General features: G+C 63.5%; 14 protein-coding genes and 6 pseudogenes. 12 read left to right on the top strand and 8 right to left on the bottom strand.

Annotation, left to right across the window (positions count from 1 at the left end; translation table 11 throughout):
* Window positions 1-145: 145 nt before the first annotated feature.
* Window positions 146-439 (bottom strand): annotated as a pseudogene (locus P4826_RS12130) (FAD-dependent oxidoreductase); the annotation flags it as partial.
* Between the two features lie 75 nt (window positions 440-514).
* Between P4826_RS12130 and P4826_RS12125 the strand changes: the two are divergent.
* Together P4826_RS12125 and P4826_RS12120 are read left to right on the top strand one after the other, a co-directional pair.
* A complete protein-coding gene (locus tag P4826_RS12125; RefSeq protein ID WP_057391498.1) occupies window positions 515-1735 on the top strand; it encodes a sterol desaturase family protein in 1221 nt (406 codons plus the stop codon).
* Window positions 1732-2322, top strand: coding sequence for a hypothetical protein (locus tag P4826_RS12120; protein ID WP_057391497.1), 591 nt, complete (start codon window positions 1732-1734; stop codon window positions 2320-2322). Before P4826_RS12125 ends, P4826_RS12120 begins: the two co-directional genes overlap by 4 nt.
* Here the strand turns inward: P4826_RS12120 and P4826_RS12115 are convergent.
* Window positions 2319-2558, bottom strand: coding sequence for a VOC family protein (locus P4826_RS12115; protein WP_220805761.1), 240 nt, complete (start codon window positions 2556-2558; stop codon window positions 2319-2321). The two genes, P4826_RS12120 and P4826_RS12115, sit on opposite strands and share 4 nt — an antisense overlap.
* A gap of 167 nt (window positions 2559-2725) precedes the next feature.
* Between P4826_RS12115 and P4826_RS12110 the strand changes: the two genes are divergently transcribed.
* From P4826_RS12110 to P4826_RS12100, 3 genes and pseudogenes are all read left to right on the top strand, one after another.
* Window positions 2726-3718 carry an IS5 family transposase gene (locus tag P4826_RS12110; RefSeq protein WP_105749641.1) on the top strand — a complete coding sequence of 331 codons (993 nt, stop codon included), beginning with the start codon at window positions 2726-2728 and terminating at the stop codon, window positions 3716-3718.
* Between the two features lie 238 nt (window positions 3719-3956).
* Window positions 3957-6868, top strand: a pseudogene (locus tag P4826_RS12105) (Tn3-like element IS1071 family transposase).
* Window positions 6869-7055: 187 nt separating this feature from the next.
* A complete protein-coding gene (locus P4826_RS12100) occupies window positions 7056-7388 on the top strand; it encodes a hypothetical protein (RefSeq protein WP_317700637.1) in 333 nt (110 codons plus the stop codon).
* Between the two features lie 77 nt (window positions 7389-7465).
* Here the strand turns inward: P4826_RS12100 and P4826_RS12095 are convergent, their stop codons facing one another.
* Both P4826_RS12095 and P4826_RS12090 read right to left on the bottom strand, forming a co-directional pair.
* Window positions 7466-8470 (bottom strand): hypothetical protein, encoded by a 1005-nt coding sequence (locus P4826_RS12095; protein WP_317700636.1) that lies wholly within the window; start codon window positions 8468-8470, stop codon window positions 7466-7468.
* Between the two features lie 169 nt (window positions 8471-8639).
* Window positions 8640-9695 (bottom strand): annotated as a pseudogene (locus P4826_RS12090) (transposase); the annotation flags it as partial.
* Here P4826_RS12090 and P4826_RS12085 point away from each other — a divergent pair.
* Window positions 9576-10028, top strand: coding sequence for a M48 family metalloprotease (locus tag P4826_RS12085; RefSeq protein WP_068595586.1), 453 nt, complete (start codon window positions 9576-9578; stop codon window positions 10026-10028). The pseudogene P4826_RS12090 and the gene P4826_RS12085 overlap by 120 nt on opposite strands.
* A 3-nt stretch (window positions 10029-10031) precedes the next feature.
* On the opposite strand, the gene P4826_RS12080 is transcribed toward P4826_RS12085, so the two are convergent.
* Window positions 10032-11066 (bottom strand): AraC family transcriptional regulator, encoded by a 1035-nt coding sequence (locus tag P4826_RS12080; protein WP_054258074.1) that lies wholly within the window; start codon window positions 11064-11066, stop codon window positions 10032-10034.
* Window positions 11067-11152: 86 nt separating this feature from the next.
* Here P4826_RS12080 and P4826_RS12075 point away from each other — a divergent pair, with 86 nt between their 5' ends.
* From P4826_RS12075 to P4826_RS12065, 3 genes are all read left to right on the top strand, one after another.
* On the top strand, window positions 11153-12064 hold the full coding sequence (locus P4826_RS12075) for a sterol desaturase family protein (protein WP_317700635.1): 912 nt from the start codon (window positions 11153-11155) through the stop codon (window positions 12062-12064).
* Between the two features lie 90 nt (window positions 12065-12154).
* Window positions 12155-12859: an SDR family NAD(P)-dependent oxidoreductase gene (locus P4826_RS12070; RefSeq protein WP_008645848.1), complete on the top strand. Its 705-nt coding sequence runs from the start codon at window positions 12155-12157 to the stop codon at window positions 12857-12859.
* On the top strand, window positions 12859-13293 hold the full coding sequence (locus P4826_RS12065) for a nuclear transport factor 2 family protein (protein WP_008645849.1): 435 nt from the start codon (window positions 12859-12861) through the stop codon (window positions 13291-13293). Before P4826_RS12070 ends, P4826_RS12065 begins: the two co-directional genes overlap by 1 nt.
* A 106-nt stretch (window positions 13294-13399) precedes the next feature.
* Here P4826_RS12065 and P4826_RS12060 read toward each other — a convergent pair whose 3' ends face one another.
* A complete protein-coding gene (locus tag P4826_RS12060) occupies window positions 13400-14941 on the bottom strand; it encodes an ISCR element clade Ia family transposase (protein ID WP_317700634.1) in 1542 nt (513 codons plus the stop codon).
* Window positions 14942-15011: 70 nt separating this feature from the next.
* Here P4826_RS12060 and P4826_RS12055 point away from each other — a divergent pair.
* A pseudogene (locus tag P4826_RS12055) lies at window positions 15012-15575 on the top strand (transposase); the annotation flags it as partial.
* Between the two features lie 191 nt (window positions 15576-15766).
* Here the strand turns inward: P4826_RS12055 and P4826_RS12050 are convergent.
* Window positions 15767-16228: pseudogene (locus tag P4826_RS12050) on the bottom strand (sensor histidine kinase N-terminal domain-containing protein); the annotation flags it as partial.
* Between the two features lie 61 nt (window positions 16229-16289).
* Window positions 16290-16973, bottom strand: coding sequence for a response regulator transcription factor (locus tag P4826_RS12045; protein ID WP_317700633.1), 684 nt, complete (start codon window positions 16971-16973; stop codon window positions 16290-16292).
* Between the two features lie 143 nt (window positions 16974-17116).
* On the opposite strand from P4826_RS12045, the gene P4826_RS12040 reads away from it, so the two are divergent.
* Both P4826_RS12040 and P4826_RS12035 read left to right on the top strand, forming a co-directional pair.
* Window positions 17117-18160 carry a porin gene (locus P4826_RS12040; protein WP_317700632.1) on the top strand — a complete coding sequence of 348 codons (1044 nt, stop codon included), beginning with the start codon at window positions 17117-17119 and terminating at the stop codon, window positions 18158-18160.
* 409 nt (window positions 18161-18569) lie between these two features.
* A pseudogene (locus tag P4826_RS12035) lies at window positions 18570-19777 on the top strand (transposase); the annotation flags it as partial.
* Window positions 19778-19870: the final 93 nt, after the last annotated feature.

The following is a 19870-nucleotide window of genomic DNA, read 5'->3' as shown; positions in this document are numbered from 1 at the left end:
CGCCGAGCGCCGCAAATCACTCTCCTGAACGCCAAACCCTGGTGGTGAACCTGACACCTGGGCGGGAAAATCGAGTGTCTCAGCCGGCTTGATGGCGCTTCCGCGGTGCGATACTTGGCCTCATGCGGTTAAAACGCCTATCCGTCTTGTGCTTTTCATGAAAGGGGATCTGGTGCTTTTGCATCAGCGCCAGAAAGTCGCGCGGCGTGAAGCGGGCCAGCGCCGACTTTGCAAAGCGCGGGTTCTCGCTCAGGAAATTGGCGGCGCTGACGTCGGTGTTGGTGAAGTTGGCCCGGCCGCCGCCCGAGATGCGGATTTTCTCGGCGACTTTTTCGCTGTGGTCCAGCAGCAAAACCTTCAGACCGCGTTGCCCGGCCTGGCCCGCGCAAAACAGGCCGGCCGCCCCGGCGCCCACGATCACGACATCAAAACTGTGCATGGCCTGCAGTGTAGACTGGCCGCTAACGATGACAGCACCCGACAAGAGGTGTTGCACTACGAGAGAGACAAGCCCATGAACCCGATTCTCTTTGCCATTCCCGTATTCCTGCTGACCATTGTTCTGGAGGCCTGGTGGGCCCGGCGCAGGGGACTGGCGGTGTACGACATTCCCGACGCTGTCACCAGCCTGCACCATGGCGTGTTGAGCCAGTTGACCGGCGCGTTCACCAAGGTCGCCACCCTGGGCATCTACATTGCGGTGTACGACACCTACCGGCTCACCGAGTGGTCGATGGGCAATGCCTGGCTGTGGGTGCTGGCGCTGATCCTGTACGACCTGTGCTACTACTGGGCGCACCGCATGGGTCACGAGGTCAACATCCTGTGGGCCTCGCATGTGGTGCACCATTCGTCGGAGTACTACAACCTGTCCACCGCACTGCGCCAGACATCGACCGGCGCGCTGCTGGGCTGGGCCTTCTACCTGCCGCTGGCGGTGCTCGGTATTCCGTGGCAGATGCTGGTGATCGTCGGATTGATTGACCTGCTGTACCAGTACTGGGTGCATACCGAACTGATCGGTCGCCTGGGCGTGCTGGACCGCATCCTGGTGACGCCCAGCAACCACCGCGTCCACCATGGCCAGAACGACTACTGCATCGACAAAAACTACGGCGGCATTCTGATTCTGTGGGACCGTCTGTTTGGCACGTTCGAAGACGAGCGCGACGGTGAGAAGATCGTCTACGGCATCCGCAAACCCTTGAAGAGCTACAGCCCGATCTGGGGCAACCTGCATTACTACGCCGACCTGTGGCGCGAATCCGTCGCGGCCCAAGGTTGGCGCGCCAAGGTCGGTGTGTGGGTCGCGCCGCCCGGTGGCTGGACCGATGAACCCATAGCCCATTTCGAGCCCGCCACATTTCAGCGCTACACGCGCCAGACGCCGGCTGCGATGCGCTGGTATGTGGCGCTGCAGTACGCGCTGTTGGTGCCGCTGGTGGTGCATTTCCTGGGCATCGTCAAAGACATCCCGACAGCCGATGCACTGGTATACGCCGGGGTGATTGCCTTCACCGCTGTGGCCTTGGGCGCGCTGCTCGAAGGATTGCCCTGGGGGCGCTGGCTGGAGATGTTGCGGCTGCTGGCGGTCGGTGCCGTGTTTGCGTTGCTGCCCGACTGGTTTGGCTTTCAGGCCCCGGTCGCGCTGCGCGCTGCGGTGCTGGTTTTTGCCGTCGCCAGTGTGGTCTGGCTGCTGCGCCGCCGTACCGCGTTGGGGCAGGTGGCCGCATGAACCCGGACGCTCTGTCGGATCTGGTGCTCCTGCTGGTGTGCGCCACGGTGGCCTGGCGTGATCTGCGCACACGCCCGGCCATTGCGGTGGGGGCGGGCCTGATTGGCTTGGCCGCGCTCTTGGGCGTACTGCGCTTTTCCGGCGTTGCGATGGTCTATGGGCCGCATCGCTTCTTCAGCTTGCTGGCAGCCTGTGTGGCGTTCACCTTGTTGGCCGCCGGATTGCGCTGGCCCGATGCAGCAATCGCCAGGCGTGCGGCCGCAGTGGGCCGATGTGTGGTGGTCGTCGGCGGTGTCGGTGTCGCGTTGACCGTGATGGGCGTCGGGTTGTGGAGCCAGATCGTGCCGGGCCTGTCGGCGCTGGTGATCGTCTGGACTGCACTGCAGCAACGCCGCGCGCTGGCCATCGTCGGCGCGCTGTTGCTGGTCGGCAGCTTCGCGGTGGCGGCGACCGGCAAGCCGGGCACCCTGTACCTCGACTACTTCAACAGCACCCAGGCGCTGCACTACCTGCTGGCTGCGGGCATCGCCTTGCTGGCCTTGCCCAGGCTGAGCGCGCAGGCAGACGCATCAGCCCCTCCGGCCTAGCCCATGCAAAACACGTTGAGCTTATTGCCGTCCAGATCGCGGAAGTAGCCGGCGTAGAACTGTTCGCCACGCGGGCCATTGGGCCCCTCGTCCTTGGCGCCAAGTGCGATGGCCTTTTGGTAGACGCGGTCCACCATGTCCTTGGACTTCACCACCAACGCCACCATCATGCCGTTGCCCACGGAGGCAGATTGGCCATCGAACGGTTGGGTCAGCACCACGGCGGGCTTGTCCATGGCCGTTTCGACAACGTGATGCTGAATACCAAGACCGTGGCCGCCGAGGCCACGCCCGAGGGCATCAAGGGGTCTCCTCGTTTTCAGTGCAATAAGTGACGGTACGCAAAGCTAGGGATGGTCTGCAAAACCTCCGCATGCAGCCCTGAATGTGAGACAGTGACAGCATGAAGCAGATGAGCCTGAGCACCACTGGATTTGAACGCAAGACCAAGAGAACGCGCAAGCGCGAGTTCCTCGACGAGATGAACCTGGTCGTGCCCTGGGCTGAGCTTGTGGGCTTGATTGCGCCACACGCGCCGGCGCGTGGCGCCAAAGGTGGTCGTCCACCGTTTGCTGTGGAAACGATGCTGCGCATTCACTTTTTGCAGCAGTGGTTCAACTTGTCTGACCCGGCCATGGAAGAAGCCCTTTATGACACGCCGATGTTCCGTGAGTTTGCCCGGCTGGACATGGGAGAGGACCATCTTCCCGACGAAAGCACCATCTTGCGTTTTCGCCATTTGCTCGAAGCTCACGATCTGAGCTTGCAAATCTTGGCAACCGTCAACGCCACGCTCACCGCCAAGGGTTTGCTGCTCAAGCAAGGCACAGTCGTGGATGCGACGTTGATTGCGGCGCCGAGTTCGACCAAGAACAGCACAGGCGCGCGCGACCCCGAGATGCACCAGACCAAAAAGGGCAACCAGTGGCACCACGGCATGAAGGCGCACATCGGCTCGGATGCCGATTTGGGGCTGGTGCACAGCGTGACCACCACGGCGGCCAACGCGCACGACATCACCCAGGCACACGCGCTGTTGCACGGCCAAGAAACGGACGTCTTTGCCGATTCGGGCTACCGGGGTATTGAAAAGCGCGAAGAAATTCAAGCCAAGCACCCGGATGTGAAATGGCACATCGCCATGATGCCTGGCAAGCGAAAGGCCATGGACAAGAGCACGCCCATGGGCAGCATCCTGGAGCGGTTGGAAAAGACCAAAGCCAGCATCCGTGCCAAGGTGGAACATCCGTTTCGTGTCATCAAGCGGCAGTTCGGCTACGTCAAGGTCAAGTACCGTGGGCTGGCCAAGAATACGGCCAATCTGATGACGCTGTTTGCACTGTCCAACCTGTGGATGGTGCGCAAACGACTCTTGAATATGGGGGCGCAGGGATGAGTGCGCCCAAAAACGGCCAAGGGGCCACGACTGGGGCTCAATACGCCCCGTATCTGCCCTTTGAACGCAAAAAAGTGTCGTCATCTGAAATAACAGCCCCAAGCCGCCGCGTCAGCGGTGGTTGTGCAGACCTTCCCTAGCACTGGCGCGGGGGTGGTCTGGGTAGACCGTTGATTTCATTGACTTTCCTGTTCGCTTTGTAAACGGGTATGGTGGCCTCCCACTTTTGAGGTTCACGATGCAGGGTTGGCACACAACGTTTTTGGGGATGCGTGGGCTCCCCCGCGATATCAGCGACTTCGAGATGAAGGCATTTTTCACCTTCGATGGTGCCGAGCGCGACGCAATCAATGCACGCCGAGGTGATTCCCACAAGCTTGGTCTGGCGCTCCATATTGGTTTCCTGCGCATGAGTGGGCGTTTGCTCGGTGCCTTTCGGGTAATTCCAGTAGCCTTGTGGCGCCACCTTGGCAACGAGCTTGGCATTGCAGCACCAGAAGTCGCCTCGCTGAGAGCCATGTATGAACGCGGGCGCACGCTATTCGATCACCAACAAGTAGCCTGCACGGTGTGGATTCCAGTGGATGAGCGAGCACCAGCGCCGCTCACTGGTACGTGAACTGCGCGACGAAGTGGCGCGCTGCGCCGACCGCGATCAGCTACTCGTGCGGGCGCGTCAATGGCTGTACAAGAACAAGCTGGTGATCGTGCACGAGCGGGCAATTCGGACACTGATTGCGGCGGCACTTGCCCAGCTTGAAGTTGAAACAGGCACCGCCATCGCCGCCAGCGTTGATCCAGCAACACTTGATCGCTGGCGAGCCTCAGTTTCAGAGCTGCGCCCAGATGGACAAACCCAGCAGAGTTGGCTATGGGCTGCACCGGCGAAACACTCAACCCGCCAAATCAGCGAGGTACTGGAGCGCATCGACCTGCTTTACACGCTGGACGTTCATAAGCACCTGGCAGACATCCCCGATCTCATCTTGCGCCGCTACGCGCGCCGACTTGTCTCCAGGCCGCCCTCAGCCGGAGCCAAGATCAAAGAGCCAGCGCGCACCGTGGAGGTCGCATGCTTTCTTCGGTATTGCCTGTTCACCACCACAGACCAGTTGATCCTTATGGTGCAGCGCCGGATCGCCGATCTGTGGCGTCAGGCTGCCGCCGATGTCCCCGCTACCGTCAATTGGGCCGCAATGTACAAAACGCTGCTCGGCGAACTTGTTGCCTTGAGCGCGCAAGGTGCGGTGCCAGATGCTGAGTTGCGTGCCCGTCTTGAAGCCTTGATCACCGAAACCCAGAAACGCAAACCACCGAGCAGGGCCTCCCTGGTCCGCGAGGGATTGATTGATGGAATTCGCCCCGTGCGGTCGTTGCTCGTCGCCATTGCAAAGCTGCCCTGGCAGGCCACCGGCGAGCATCCTGCCATCGAGTACCTTGCCAAGCTGCAAGCTTTATATCTCAAAGGATCCAGAAAGCTGCCAGTTGAAGTGGTGGCACCAAGTCTGGGAATGATCTGGCAGGTTTCGATCTCCAGCCCAGACCGGGAACGGGCGTTTCAGGCGTTGGAGGTGGCCACCCTGTTTGCCCTGCGCCGCGCGGTGCGCAATGGCTCGGTCTGGATTGAGCACAGCCTGAGCTTTCGGGGTCGTGCGCGCTTGTTCTTCACGGACGAGCGTTGGCAGGCAGAGTCCAAGAAACACTATGCCCGTCTATCGTTACCCAGCAAGGCTGCCACTTTCTTGAAGCCTTTGCTGGCCAGAGTAACTGCCGGTGTCGATGCGGTGGCCGCTGCAGCCCGCAGTGGCGTACTGCGCGTGGATGATGAACTCCATTTGTCGCCATTGCCCGCAGAGGACGAAGACCCAGAAGTGACCAAGCTGCGCGCGGCTTTGGATCACCGCATCGGTGAGGTTCAATTGCCGGAAGTGATTCTGGCCGTTGACGCCCAGGTGCGCTTTAGCTGGATCATGCTCGGACGTGAGCCGCGCTCTACCGACGAGCTGCTGATGGTCTATGCCGGCATCATGGCCCACGGCACCAGTCTGACTGCGGTCGAATGCGCGCGCATGATTCCGCAATTGTCTGCCACCAGCATTCGCCAGGCCATGCGCTGGGCGCGGGACGAACGGCGTCTGAGCCAGGCCTGCCAGGCTGTGCTGGAATTCATGCAGCGACACCCGATTGCCGCCACCTGGGGGCGGTGATTTGGCATCTTCTGACATGATGAGCATGGAGACCACCAAACGGGTGTGGCAAGCCCGGCTTGATCCTCGGCGCAACACACCTTCCATTGGAATCTACTCCCATGTAAAAGACCGGTGGGGCATCTTCCATGCGCAGCCCTTTGTGCTCAATGAGCGCCAGGCGGGCGTGGCCATTGAAGGTGTCATCCGCCAAGAAAAGCTGGAGACCAGCCAGCTTGCTGTGGATACCCATGGCTACACCGACTTTGCCATGTCACATGCCCGTTTGCTTGGTTTTGATCTTTGCCCGCGGTTGAAGGAACTCAAACAGCGCCACCTCTTTGTGCCACGCGGCACCAAAGTGCCCGCAGAAATCGCTGCGGTGTGCGAAGCCAATGTCGACGTCGCTTTGATCGAAAAGCATTGGGATAGTCTGGTGCACCTGGCAGCCTCGGTCATGAGCGGACATGCCAGTGCGGTGGCAGCTCTTGCGCGGTTCGGTTCTGCCGCCCAGGGCGATCCAATCTATGAGGCTGGCGTGCAATTGGGGCGGTTGCTGCGTACGGCGTTTTTGGCTGACTACTTTGTCAAGGACGCTTTCAGGAACGAGTTGCGCCGGGTGCTCAATCGGGGCGAGGCTGTTAACGCCCTCAAGCGCGCCATTTATACCGGCCGGATCAGCCCGGCGCAGGCCAAACGTGTCGATGAAATGCAGGCTGTGGCCGATGCGTTGAGCCTGATGGCCAACATCGTGATGGCGTGGAATACCTCACAGATGCAGGCGGTCCTGGATCGCTGGTCGAACCGCCGCCAGGTCATTCCACCGGAACTGATCGGGAAGATTGCGCCCACCAGGCTGGAGAGCATCAACTTGCGGGGTGTGTTTCGCTTCCCGGTTGACCGCTATGCTGACCAAATCCTGCCTTCGCGGCCAAATGCATCGATAACTGGCACCAATGGATGAAACCGACCACGGTTTGACGCCACGAATCGCAGATTTGAAAGTGAACAGGAAAGTCAATGAAATCAACGATCTACCAACACCACCTCCGCGCCAGTGCTAGCTTTTCGTACCGTCACTTATTGCACTGAAAACGAGGAGACCCCCTGTCGCGTTCGCACAAGCCCAGGTGAGCAGTCAGGATGCGCACATGGGCGACCCTGCGCACGACTTGCGCCGGAATCTGCGACGGTTCGACTATGTGTTGAGCAAATTCGGCATCACCGTCCGGGACTTGGGCGTCACCGGCCATGGCCTGCGGCACGAAGTGCTGATCGGGCACTATGAAACCTTCGCCGGTTGCCCGCCCCCTGTGCGCGGTGGCGGCGTGGTGCCGCCCGAAGTGGACCGTGCCGCGCGGCGGTCGGTGGCCCAGCTGGCAGGCCATGCACGCACACGCGCGGCAGGTGCGTACCTTGGTGCGGTCCGCGTTCATCGACCAGCACCGCCAGCAGATGGTGATGTGAAAGATGGCCGCGATTGACCTCTGCTTGATCAAGAAAGCAAAGGGGCGCAGGACTCTTGCCCTTGCGCCCCTTGCCAGCGATCACGGTTGCATGACTAGGCCGTCATTTCTGCAACATCCTCTTCGACATCAGCCCCATTCGGTGCAGCCTCGCCGCCTTCCTCGCGCTGCACATTGTTGACGGCGAGCGTGCGCAAGCACCTGGGCAACCAGCCAGATTCGGCGATGGCCTGCTCAGCCCCCGCGACTGCAGCATCCTTCTTGAGCGCGGCCAAAGGTGCAGCGGCATTGATGTCCACCGCCTCGGTCACCACTGTGATCACTTGGTTCTTGGACACATGATTCAGGTAGGACGAACCGCTGGCGGTCCACCACCGGCGCATGTCCAGATCCAAGGCCAAAGCCAAGGCATCGGTGCTTTGCGACCTGGGCTCAATGCCGTAAATGCCGGTGACGGTCGAGGCCACCAGGAAGGTCAGCAGTTGCAGCACGATGGCTTGTTCCTGCACCAGCAACCAGCCCAACACCGCATCGGGCTCCTGTGGCAATTGATCGGCCCAAGCCTTGCGTTCACTGTCCATCTGCAACCATGCCGCACTGGCCTCCATGTCCTCGGCAGCGGACAGCAAGGCGGACTGGCTGTCCGTGACGGAAATCGCCAGGACTTGATCCTCTTGGTGGTAGCGGTAGTCGTGGTTGAGCAAGAGCTTTTGAGCCAGTTGCGCGGTGATGGCGACCAGAGCCACATCGGGGCGTGCCAGCAGTTCGGCCTGCACCGCCGCCACGCGGTGAGCGGTCAGGCGGCGCATCAGCTTGTCGGAATGGACAGGCCGGGTCTTGGGCGATGGCAGAGACACGATATCTGCCTGACCAGCCTCGCCTGCCTGACGTGCAGCCTGCGCCATGTCGTTGCGGTCCTCGGGGCGGATGAGGCCGTACTTCACGGCGACCGCGCCGTTTTGGCCCACATGGACCACGCATCCTGCTTTGTCCATCAGATCGGCGGGCCAGACACTGAGTTCATCCTCGATGGCCTTGGCCTGCATCTGCACGGCAGTCATTTCACGCTCCAGGTCCTCATAGAGGCCTTTCGCCTTCATCAGATCGGGGGTTCATGCGTGGGTTTTCGACATCGCGGGGCCACGCAGCGGCTCAGTGCGTAGCCATTTCTCACCGAATCCCGGCACAGGGCCGAGCGCAGCCCTGCGGGGTCGTGGCCGCATCGGATCGGATTCTGGCTTGGCTGCCGGCTGTGTGGCCGGCACCTCGTCACGCGGCCGGCGGCGGCGCGCGCGCTGCGGGCCGGTAGTGCGCTTGCTCCAGCGCGCCGTGCTTCTCGAAGTGGGCGAGGATGGCGCGGATGGCGGTGGGTTCCTCGATGCTGGCGACGATCCGTACCGCGCCGCCGCAGTGGGCGCAGGTGGTGATGTCGATGGAAAAGACCCGCTTGAGCCGTTGCGCCCAGCTCATCGCACGGCGCTTCTGCTCGGGGCTGCGCGGCTCGTCGTGGGCGCTGACGTCCACCGGCGCCGCATCGCCCGCAGGCCGCTTGCCGCGCCCCGAGGGCGTCAGCTGCGCGCGCAGGTTTGCATTCGGGGCGAATACGCCGTGGAAGCGGGTCAGGTGGGCGCGAGATGGCGGGACCAGTGCGGCCAGTTTCGCGATGAAATCGACCGCATCCCATTCGACATGCGTGGTCCCATTGCGCCACGGCGTCTTGAGCTGATACCGCACCCTACCCTGCGGTGAGATCGATAGCCGCTGCTCGCTGATCGCCGGGCGCGTGATGTAGCGGCACAGCTTTTCGAGCTTGTGGCTTTCGTGTGCTTCCGCGGCCACGCCGGCATGCAGCGAGAAGCCGCCGACCTTGCCGGCATCGCCCTCCAGCGAGCCTGCGTCACCGGGCAATGTTTGCAGCGTGACGACCTTGCGGCCAGCGTCGCGACCGGTGGCGATGCGGTAGGTCATCGAACTCATCCGCAGCCCATCCATGCCGTCGTCGCTACCCGCGCTGTCGGACAGGAACACGGATTCGTCTTCGCCTTCGAGCCAGCCGCGGCGCGACAGGTGCCGGCACACGCGATGCGCGATGGTGTTGGCGAGCTGCGTCAGTTGCGCAGAGGTGGGGGCACGGGCGCGGCGCAGGCGCGGCTTGCGCCGCGGGGGCTCGACGTTCGCGTCGTACACGCCGTCGAGCCACAGCATGTGGAAGTGAACATTCAGGTTCAGCGCGCTGCCGAAGCGCTGGATCAGGGTCACCGCACCGCATTGCGCCGTATCCCGCGGCACGCCGGCCTGATCGGCAAGCCAACCGGCGATCAGCTGGCATTGACCCTGCTGACCGGTAATGCCGGCAGCCTGTCTACGGCCTTTGCCACCGTGGTCCAGCGCGGCTATTCCCGGCAGGCGGAAACGCTCGCCGACGGACATGCCATCGCCGCAGTGAAGAAACTTTATGGTCACGCCGGCGGCGGCGCTTCGGTATTCGAGACTTTTGCGGCTTATCACACCGAACACGGCGGTGAAGCACCGTCCCTGCTCTCGACGCATCCGCTGGACGCCGAGCGCATCGAGCGGCTGCGGCAGGCCGCCGCGGATTGGGACCCTGTCCGTCAACCCCTGCGGCCACTGGCCCTGCCCATGCCGCCCCCTCAGTAAGGCTCAACCGGCCGCCGCCTGTCGCGTACGTGCCGGCGCGTGCCCGGTCCAGCGCTTGTAGGCACGCGCAAAGGCGCTCTGCTCGGAATACCCCAGCAGAAAAGCGATGTCCGTGAGACTCAGCGAGGCATCTTCCAGATAGCGTTCAGCCATTTCCTTGCGCACGCCATCGACCAGCTGGGTAAAACTTTCACCATGCTCCTGGAGCTTGCGCTGGAAGGTCCGTGGCGAGACGTGCAGCGCCGAGGCGACATGACTCAGCTCCAGTTCGCCATCTCCCAGCCGCTGCGCGATCAGGCGGCGGGCGCGGACCAGCGGATCGTCCGTGCGCGTGAGCGTCAGCAATTGCTGCTGGGCCAGGCGATCCATCAACTGGCGCATGGCGGGGTCCGGCTGGATCAGGCCCAGTCCCTGCCACGACTTCGGCACGATCATGCGGTAACTGTCCTGCCGGAAGCGTATCGGGCAGGCGAACACACGGCGCTGCTCGTCCAGGCGCTGCGGCGCCTCGTATGTGAAATCGACGCCCAGCGGAGAGATCGCCTGTCCGGTGATCCAGCGCACAAAAGTCAGCATGCCGGCGAGATTGAACTCCGCAAGCTGGCGGTAGCGGAGATCGGTCGAACGGTTCCAGCTCAACACGATCGCTTCGGCGTCGATCCGCACGTCCACCGGCGCAACGGTGATCACCAGCCCCTGATAGCGCTGCTGGGCGAGCATGGCCTCGCCCAGGGTCGTACAGGCCATGGCGACATAGCCGAGAACGCCGTAATGCCCTGGCCGGATGTGCTCGGCAACATGCACGCCGAGATCAGGATCCTGGGCCAGCACGGCGGCGCGATTGAACAATTCAGCCGCCTCCAGCTCGCTGACGCGCGCATCGCGGTCGTTGAGATCCACGTTCAGGCTCCGCTGCAGTTCGGTCGCATCGATCTGCCGCAGGCGCAAATAGTCGAACAAGGCCAGCAGATAGCTGACCGCGGTGCTGGGCGCGAGGGCCGCAGGGTCGTCGACTCCGGTCTTGGCGCGTGCTGTCATACAGATTGTCGTGCGGGGTCAAGCGGCAAGTGATACACAATGGAGAGAATGCTAACAGTCAATACATCGTGCGAATCGAGGAGCTTATGGAAACGCTGGACTGGTGGGCCAAATACATCTTCTACATCGCCATGCCCTATTTTCTGGTCCTGATGGCCTGGGAGTGGTTCGCCCTGCGCCGCGCCAAGAGCAAGGGCAAAAGGGGCTACGAGATCAAGGACAGCAGCGTCAGCATCTCGCTGGGCCTGATCAAGCTCGGCATGCGGGCCCTGTGCGCAGGCTATACCGGCTGGCTGTTTGCTTTCGTCTATGAACATCGCCTGTTCACGCTCTCGCCCCTCGTCTGGTGGACCTGGGTGCTGCTGTTCTTCGCCGACGACTTTACCTATTACTGGTATCACCGCAGCGCGCACCGTTGCCGCCTGTTCTGGATGGAGCACGTCAATCATCATTCCAGCGAGCACTACAACCTCAGTACTGCGCTGCGCCAGTCGACCCTGGGCCCGGCGTATACCTTCGTGTTCTACCTGCCGCTGGCCTTCGTCGGCTTTCACCCGCTGGCGATTGCGGTGCAATTCGGCATCAGCCTGATCTACCAGTACTGGATCCACACCGAGGCCATCGACCGCCTGGGCTTCCTCGAAAAGTTCATGAACACGCCCTCGCATCACCGCGCCCACCACGGCAGCAACGGCATCTACATCGACAAGAACTACGCTGGCATCCTCATTATCTGGGACAAGCTGTTCGGCACCTTCCAGGAAGAGCGCCGCGACGTCCCGGTGAAATACGGCCTGGTGCACGACCTCAAGACCTTCAGCCTGCCCACCGTGATTTTCCACGAGACCGCCTTCATGCTGCGCCAGGTCTGGAACGCCAAGGGCTGGCGCAACAAGCTGGGCTGGATTTTCGGCCCGCCGGAGTGGTCGCCGGACGGTCCGCAATATCCGCCGGATCACCCCTACTGGCAGACGCAAGCGGCCACCAAGGCAAGCTGAAATCGCCGGCATGCGGGCTCACACGATTGCAGGATTCGCCCGCACATTGCCGTCTGCTTCAATAAACCAGATTCCTCATACGGAAACGCCATGCGCTTCGACAATCAGGTGGTGATGATTACCGGCGCGGCCGGCTCTCTCGGCAAGGCGGTTGCCGCAGGCTTTGCTGCTGGTGGCGCCAGGCTGGCGCTGGCCGACGTCAGCGAGGCCGTGCTGCAACAAGCGTATCCCGGCACCGCCGACACACGCCTGCTGCTGCCGGCCAACCTGCTCGACTCTGCCTCGGCGCAGAATGCGGTTAACGCCGCGATGCAGAAGTTCGGCCGTCTCGACGCCCTCTGCAACATCGCCGGCGGTTTCGCCATGGGCACCCCGGTGCATGCCACTGCGGCAGCCGACTGGCAAAAGATGCAGGACATCAACGTCGGCACCCTGCTCAATGCCGTGCGCGCCGCGGTACCGGCGATGCTGGCGGGCGGCGGCGGGAAGATTGTCAACGTCGGCGCTGGCGCCGGCCAGAAAGGCGTGGCGCAGATGGGGGCCTACAGCGCCTCGAAGAGCGCGGTGATCCGCATCACCGAAGCCATGGCCGGCGAACTGCGCGAGCAGAACATCAACGTCAACTGCGTGCTGCCCAGCATCATCGACACGCCACCGAATCGCGCCGCGATGCCAGACGCCGATCCGAAGAAATGGGTCGCGCCGGGCGATCTGGCGGCAGTCATCACCTTCCTCTGCTCCGAGCAGGCGCGCGCGGTGCACGGCGTCGCGCTGCCGGTCGTGGGATTGAGCTGATGAGCGGCAAGACGCGCGAACAGCAGCTCGACGAACTGCTCGACAAGCAGGCGATTTACGAGCTGATCATGGCCTACTGCAACGCTGCCGACCGCCACGATCACGTCAAGATGCGTACGCTCTATCACGAGGATGCGATTGACGATCACGGCCACTTCGCCAAGGGCCTGGCGATGGAATTCATCGACAAGCTGCCGGAAATCCAGAAGGCCATGGAAATCCTGCATCACAACGTGACGACCGTGAACCTCAAGCTAGCCGGCGACCGCGCCGAGGGCGAGGTCGGGTATAGGAAGTTCAACCGCCCTTTTTTGCGAGTCTGGCAGGTAGGAAGCGGCCGCGCAAGCGCCGCTTTGGGCACAGATCGGGCACAGATCGGGGGTTCATGCGTGGGTTTTCGACATCGCGGGGCCACGCAGCGGCTCAGTGCGTAGCCATTTCTCACCGAATCCCGGCACAGGGCCGAGCGCAGCCCTGCGGGGTCGTGGCCGCATCGGATCGGACTCTGGCTTGGCTGCCGGCTGCGTGGCCGGCACCTCGTCACGCGGCCGGCGGCGGGGCGCGCGCTGCGGGCCGGTAGTGCGCTTGCTCCAGCGCGCCGTGTTTCTCGAAGTGGGCGAGGATGGCGCGAATGGCCTTGGGGTCTTCGATGCTGGCGACGATCCGCACCGCGCCGCCGCAGTGGGCGCAGGTGGTGACGTCGATGGAAAAGACCCGCTTGAGCCGTTGCGCCCAGCTCATCGCACGGCGCTTCTGCTCGGGGCTGCGCGGTTCGTCGTGGGCGCTGACGTCCACCGGCACTGCATCGCTCGCAGGCCGCTTGCCGCGCCCCGATGGCGTCAGCTGCGCGCGCAGGTTTGCATTCGGGGCGAATACGCCGTGGAAGCGGGTGAGATGCGCGCGAGGTGGCGGGACCAGTGCCGCCAGCTTGGCGATGAAGTCCACCGCATCCCATTCGACATGCGTGGTCCCATTGCGCCACGGCGTCTTGAGCTGGTAACGCACCCTACCCTGCGGTGAGATCGACAGCCGCTGCTCGCTGATCGCCGGGCGCGTGATGTAGCGGCACAGCTTTTCGAGCTTGTGGCTCTCGTGTGCTTCCGCGGCCACGCCGGCATGCAGCGAGAAGCCGCCGACCTTGCCGGCATCGCCCTCCAGCGAGCCTGCGTCACCGGGCAATGTTTGCAGCGTGACGACCTTGCGGCCAGCGTCGCGACCGGTGGCGATGCGGTAGGTCATCGAACTCATCCGCAGCCCATCCATGCCGTCGTCGCTACCCGCGCTGTCGGACAGAAACACGGATTCGTCCTCGCCTTCCAGCCAGCCTTTGCGCGTCAGGTGCCGGCACACGCGATGCGCGATGGTGTTGGCCAGTTCCGTCAGTTGCGCCGATGTGGGCGCACGGGTGCGGTGCAGGCGCGGCTTGCGCTGCGGACGCTCGGTGGTGTCCTCGTACACGCCGTCGAGCCACAGCATGTGGAAGTGGATGTTGAGATTCAGCGCGCTGCCGAAGCGCTGGATCAGGGTCACCACGCCGCATTGCGCCGTATCCCGCGGCACGCCGGCCTGATCGGCAAGCCAACCGGCGATCACACGATGCACGATGCCCAGCACCGGGCCGATCGCCTCAGGCTTGCTGGCGAACAGGAAGCGCAACGGGTACGGGAAACTCAGCACCCATTGCCGCACCGGCCGCGGGCCGAACACCTCGTCCACCAGATGCCGCGCCGACTCGGCCATGCGCCGTGCGCCGCAGCTCGGGCACAGCCCGCGCTTCTTGCAGGAATACGCCACCAGCCTCTCGGCACGACAGTGCTCGCAGACCACGCGCAGGAAGCCGTGCTCGAGCACGCCGCAGCGCAGGTAGGTCTCGAACTCCTCGCGCACATACTCGGGCAGCGGGCGGTCTTCGGCCTCAAGACGCGCGATGAAGTCCGGGTAGTGCGCCTGCACTAGCGCGTACAGCAGCGTGCGCTCGGGACGGTGAGGCGCATAGCGAGCCGTGGGCAGATGCGCTGCCGGCGACGTTGCGTGCGCCACGGCATCCTGCAGCTGCGACACGGTCGCGGCGAGGCGCGGCACGAAACACTCCGGTGCAGGGAATGGCTGCTCAGGCTTGCGCCCGCCCCGGCCGGTTCATATCGGCCTTTATGAGCTGCACCTCACACCGCTGGAGCTGATCGACCGCATTGCCGCGCTGGTTCCCCCGCCACGCACCCACCGGCACCGCTATTTTGGCGTGTTGGCACCCAACTCGCCGCTCAGGGCTGCGGTGACGGCGCTGGCGACACCGGCGCAAGCCGCTCCCGTGCTGGGCGCGTCGATCAGCACGGGGGAGTGCGCGCCTGGTGTGGTACCGATGAGCAGCGCGCTGCCATCCCAGAGCGAGCCGGTGCTGCCCAAGCGTGCAGCGCACTACCTGTGGGCGGTGCTGATCGCCCGCATCTACGAGGTGTTCCCCCTCTTGTGTCCGCTGTGTGGCGGGCATATGCGCATCATCGCGTTCATTACGCACAGCGCTGACATCCGGCACATCCTGGACCACATCGGGGCAGATTCAGAGCCACCCCGCATCTCCCCGGCGCGCGGGCCACCGCTGTGGGATGACTGTAGTGATGCGCAGATGGATGACGGGGCGCAAACCGAGCCAGCAGACTGGGACCTAGCGGCGCAACCGGCACCGGACTTTGAGGTCGATCAGCGCATCAGTTGGTGAATGAACAAAGCGGCGATTTTGACTTGCCGCGAACTGGCTCTGCGCCCGGTACACGCCGAGCGCCGCAAATCACTCTCCTGAACGCCAAACCCTGGTGGTGAACCTGACACCTGGGCGGGAAAATCGAGTGTCTCAGCCGGCTTGATGGCGCTTCCGCGGTGCGATACTTGGCCTCATGCGGTTAAAACGCCTATCCGTACGCGCACCGGTCGGCCCTCAAACTGGTCATTGTAAAAATCCACCAGCGCGGCGTACGGCGGGCGTGCCGGAATGGAGCCGCGCCAGACGGGCAGTGCGGCGTAGCCCGATATCAGATCGCCGCGCAAGTTCGAGATGCGGTAGAACATGTGGCTCTGGTTGTCGGCCTCGAAGGCTTCCAGGGCGGAATAGGGCACCGTTGCGCGCAGCTCGGCGGCGTCGTCGTAACCGCTCACGTCCAGCTGCTCGCTGATGCTTTTGGCCGATGCGAGCAGCGTGCGGTCGTAGGCGGTGTGCAGTGAACTGAGCGTTTGCCGGTAGAGGCTGAAGGTGTTGAAGCCGACAAAGAGCAGCACCGGCAACAAGATGCCCAGCAGCAACTCCCCGCGCAGCGACAGCGCGCGCCGCGCCACGGGGTGGCCAGCGACGGGCGTGCGCGGCGTGGTGGGGTTCATTGGCTAACCTCCGTGCTGCGCACTGCGGTGCGAGCCCCCTTCGGAGCGGCCGGGCGGGGGGTCATGCGCCCTCGGCTTTGATCAGGTAGCCCAGGCCGCGCAAGGTCATGAGGGTCAGGCCCGTGTCGGTGAGTTTTTTGCGCAAGCGGTACACCACCACTTCGATGGCTTCGTACTGCACGTCCAGCTGGCCCGGAAACACCAGCTCATACAGCCGCTCCTTGGTGACGGCGTGGCCGGGCCGCGCCAGCAGCGCGTGCACCAGGGCCAGTTCGCGCGGCGTGAGCTCCAGGGCCGTGTCGCCCAGGTACAGTGCTCCACTCTCTTTTTCGTAGCGCACAGCGCCTATCTGTATTGAGTTTGAGCCCGATTTGGCTTGAGTTACATCACTGCGGCGCACCAGGGCGTGCAGCCGCGCTTCCAGTTCGTCCAGGTCGAAGGGCTTGGGCAGGTAGTCGTCGGCGCCGGCGTTCAGGCCCACCACGCGGTCGCCCACCGTGCCGCGTGCGGTGAGGATCAGCACGGGGGTGCGCAAGCCGCGCGCGCGCGCCTGCTCGAGCACCTGCAGGCCGTCGAGCCCGGGCAGGGTGAGGTCAAGCACCACGGCGTCGGGTGGGTGGCTGCTCCAGCGGGCCAGTGCGCCGTGGCCCTCGCCCAGGGCGGTGACCCGTATGCCACGGCGCTCCAGCGCGCGCGTCAGCGTGGTCTGCATGGTGGGGTCGTCTTCAACGAGAAGCAATTGCATGCGCGGCACGATAGCACTGCCGCGCACAGGTGTTTTCCCTGGGTCCGTGGACAGCCAATTGAAAGCTGTGCTTCTTAGCATGAACACCGCAGAAATTTTTCTGCAGTCCCGAAAAATTACCAAAACCCCCAAGGAGATACTCCATGAAGCTTTCCCCTATCGCCATCGGCCTGGCTCTGGCCAGCGTTGGCGTGGCAGCCCAGGCGCAGTCCAGCGTGACTATCTTCGGCCTCATCGATACAAACGTATCGCATTTCTCTGCCAGCGGCAGCGGCTCGGTGAACCAGTTGGGCACCGATGGCAACCTATCCAGCCGCATCGGCTTTCGCGGCACGGAAGACCTGGGGGGCGGCCTGAAGGCTGGCTTCCACCTGGAAGCCGCCATCAACCCTGACGTGGGCACCGGTGGCTCCACCAGCGCCGACAACCTGAAGAACCAAAGCGGCGGCCTGACCTTCGGCCGTCGCTCGACCGTGAGCCTGATGGGCAACTGGGGTGAGGTACGCCTGGGCCGTGACTACACGCCCGGTTTCTGGAACCTGTCCAAGTACAGCGCCTTCGGCACCAACGGCGTGGGCTCTGCCGCCGGCATCTTCTATCCCTTGAAGGCCCGTATCACCCACGTGCGCGCTTCCAACTCCATCGGCTACCACCTGCCCAAGATGGGCGGCCTGTTCGGCCAGGTGATGGTCGCCCGTGGCGAGCAGACCGGCAACAACGACGGTAACGTGGCGGGCGCTCGCGTGGGCTACGCAGCGGGCCCCTTCAGCGTGGCCATTGGCACCACCACCACCAAGATTGCGGCGCTGGGCGACTTCCGCCAGACCAATATCGGCGGCAGCTACGACTTCGGCGTGGTCGAAGTGATGGCGCTGTGGGGTGAGAACAAGATCGGCGACAGCAAGACGCGCTCGCAGTCCATCGGCGTGCAGGCGCCCGTGGGCAAGGCCGGCGAAATCCGCGCGACCATCGGCACGGTGAACGCCACCAACATCGGCAACGATGCGAGCCACTTCGCGGTGGGCTACGTGCACAAGCTGTCCAAACGCACGGTGTTGTACACCACCTATGGCCGCGTGAAGAACAAGGGCAACGGTACGGCCTTCGCCGTGGCGGACGGCATCGGCGCGACCAGCCCAGGCGGCTCCAGCTCCGGTATCCAGTTCGGTATTCGCCACAATTTCTGATCTGGCTCGCCACTATGGCGAAAGCGGGGATGGTCTAAACGCCATCCTGAGCGGTGCAGCCTTTCTGGTGGGGGCGCTGCACCGTTTTTTTTTGCTGCCGGTGCACCACGATCTCAATGGTTTCGTGCTGCACGTACGGCGGAATGCTCTACTTTTAATAGCGCATGGCGCCCATCTATATGGGCTGGATCCCGATTTTTCTTGAACTGCGGCGCACCAGGCCATGGTGTATCCACTCCGTGCGCTGGGGGCGCGTCTGCCTCCGGAGGACGGCGCGCAGCGACGCATACCCCATTGCGTTCAGCATCGGCGCAACACCCGATAAACCGGTCTCGCCGGGCATTACCTCCGGCGCCCAGAGGCCTGCCCTGGGCTTGTCGGTACTACCCAGCGATCCTCGGTTTTCGGTTTCCCCCGCCTGCCGGTGCGCCAGTGGGTGCTCTCCGTGCCCAAGAGGTTGCGGTACTTCATGCAACGCGACGGAGCGGTGCTGAGCATGGTGCTGCGCATCTTTCTGCGGGTGATCGCACAAACTCTGCAGACCCACAGCCCCGGTGCGGCCCATATGGACAAGGCAGGCCTGCACATCGGTGCCATCGCCTTCATTCACCGATTCGGCTCCAGCCTGAACGAACACGTCCACTTCCACGTCTGTGTGGTGGACGGGGTGTTTGAGGAGGTGGCAGGCGAGGGCAGCGCTGATGCCGCAATGCAAGTCTCTGCGTCAGGCGTCGTATTCCACCCTGCCACCGGCATCGATGCGACACCCGTGGCACAAGTGCAGACCACACTGCAAAAACGCATCCTGCGCGCCTTCGTTGCTCGGGGCCTGCTGGAGAACTGTGACGCCAAAGACATGCTGGGCTACAAACACAGCGGCTTCTCGGTGGACGCCGGTGTCTGCATCGAAGCCCACGACCGCGCTGCGCTGGAGCGGCTGCTGCGCTATTGCGCGCGTCCACCGTTTTCCATGGAGCGCCTACGCAAAGAGGGAAGCAAACTGGTGTACCGCTGTGCCAAACAGCGCAGCGAGCCCACCAGTGACCAGCGTGGTGCCAAGGCAGATGAGCTGCACCTCACACCGCTGGAACTGATCGACCGCATCGCCGCCCTGGTACCCCCACCACGCACCCACCGGCACCGCTACTTTGGTGTGCTGGCACCAAACTCGCCGCTGAGAGCGGCGGTAACGGCGCTGGCTCAGCCTGCTGCGTCGCAACCAGCCACGGTGGAGACTGCACAACCTGGCGCGGGCGTACCTGGGGTGGCGGCGCCGGGCAACGCGGCCACACCCACACCCGAACCTGAAGCACGCCCGAAGCGAGCGGCGCATTACTTGTGGGCGGTGCTGATTGCCCGCATCTACGAGGCATTTCCGCTGCTGTGCCCCATGTGCGGTGGGCAGATGCGCATCATTGCCTTCATCACCCACAGCGCCGAAATCCGCCACATCCTGAACCACATCGGGGTGGAGTCTGCCCCCCACACATCACCCCGGCACGCGGGCCACCGCTGTGGGAGGGCTGCGACGCGCCGGTGGATGATGGTGCGCAAGGCGAGCCGGATTGGGATCTGGCAGCTCAACCCGACGAGGTAGACCAGCGCGTCAATTGGTGACCCAGTGAAGCGGCGGTATCCATCGCTGCGGGGAAGCAGCTGCGCGCGCGCCAGGCCCAAATGCATACTGCCTCCCAAGCTCTTGCCATTGAG

Origin of the sequence: Diaphorobacter limosus (assembly GCF_033100095.1) — a bacterium.
In the GTDB taxonomy this organism is placed as follows: Bacteria; Pseudomonadota; Gammaproteobacteria; order Burkholderiales; family Burkholderiaceae_C; genus Alicycliphilus; species Alicycliphilus limosus.
This window is presented reverse-complemented; position numbering and strand designations above follow the sequence as displayed.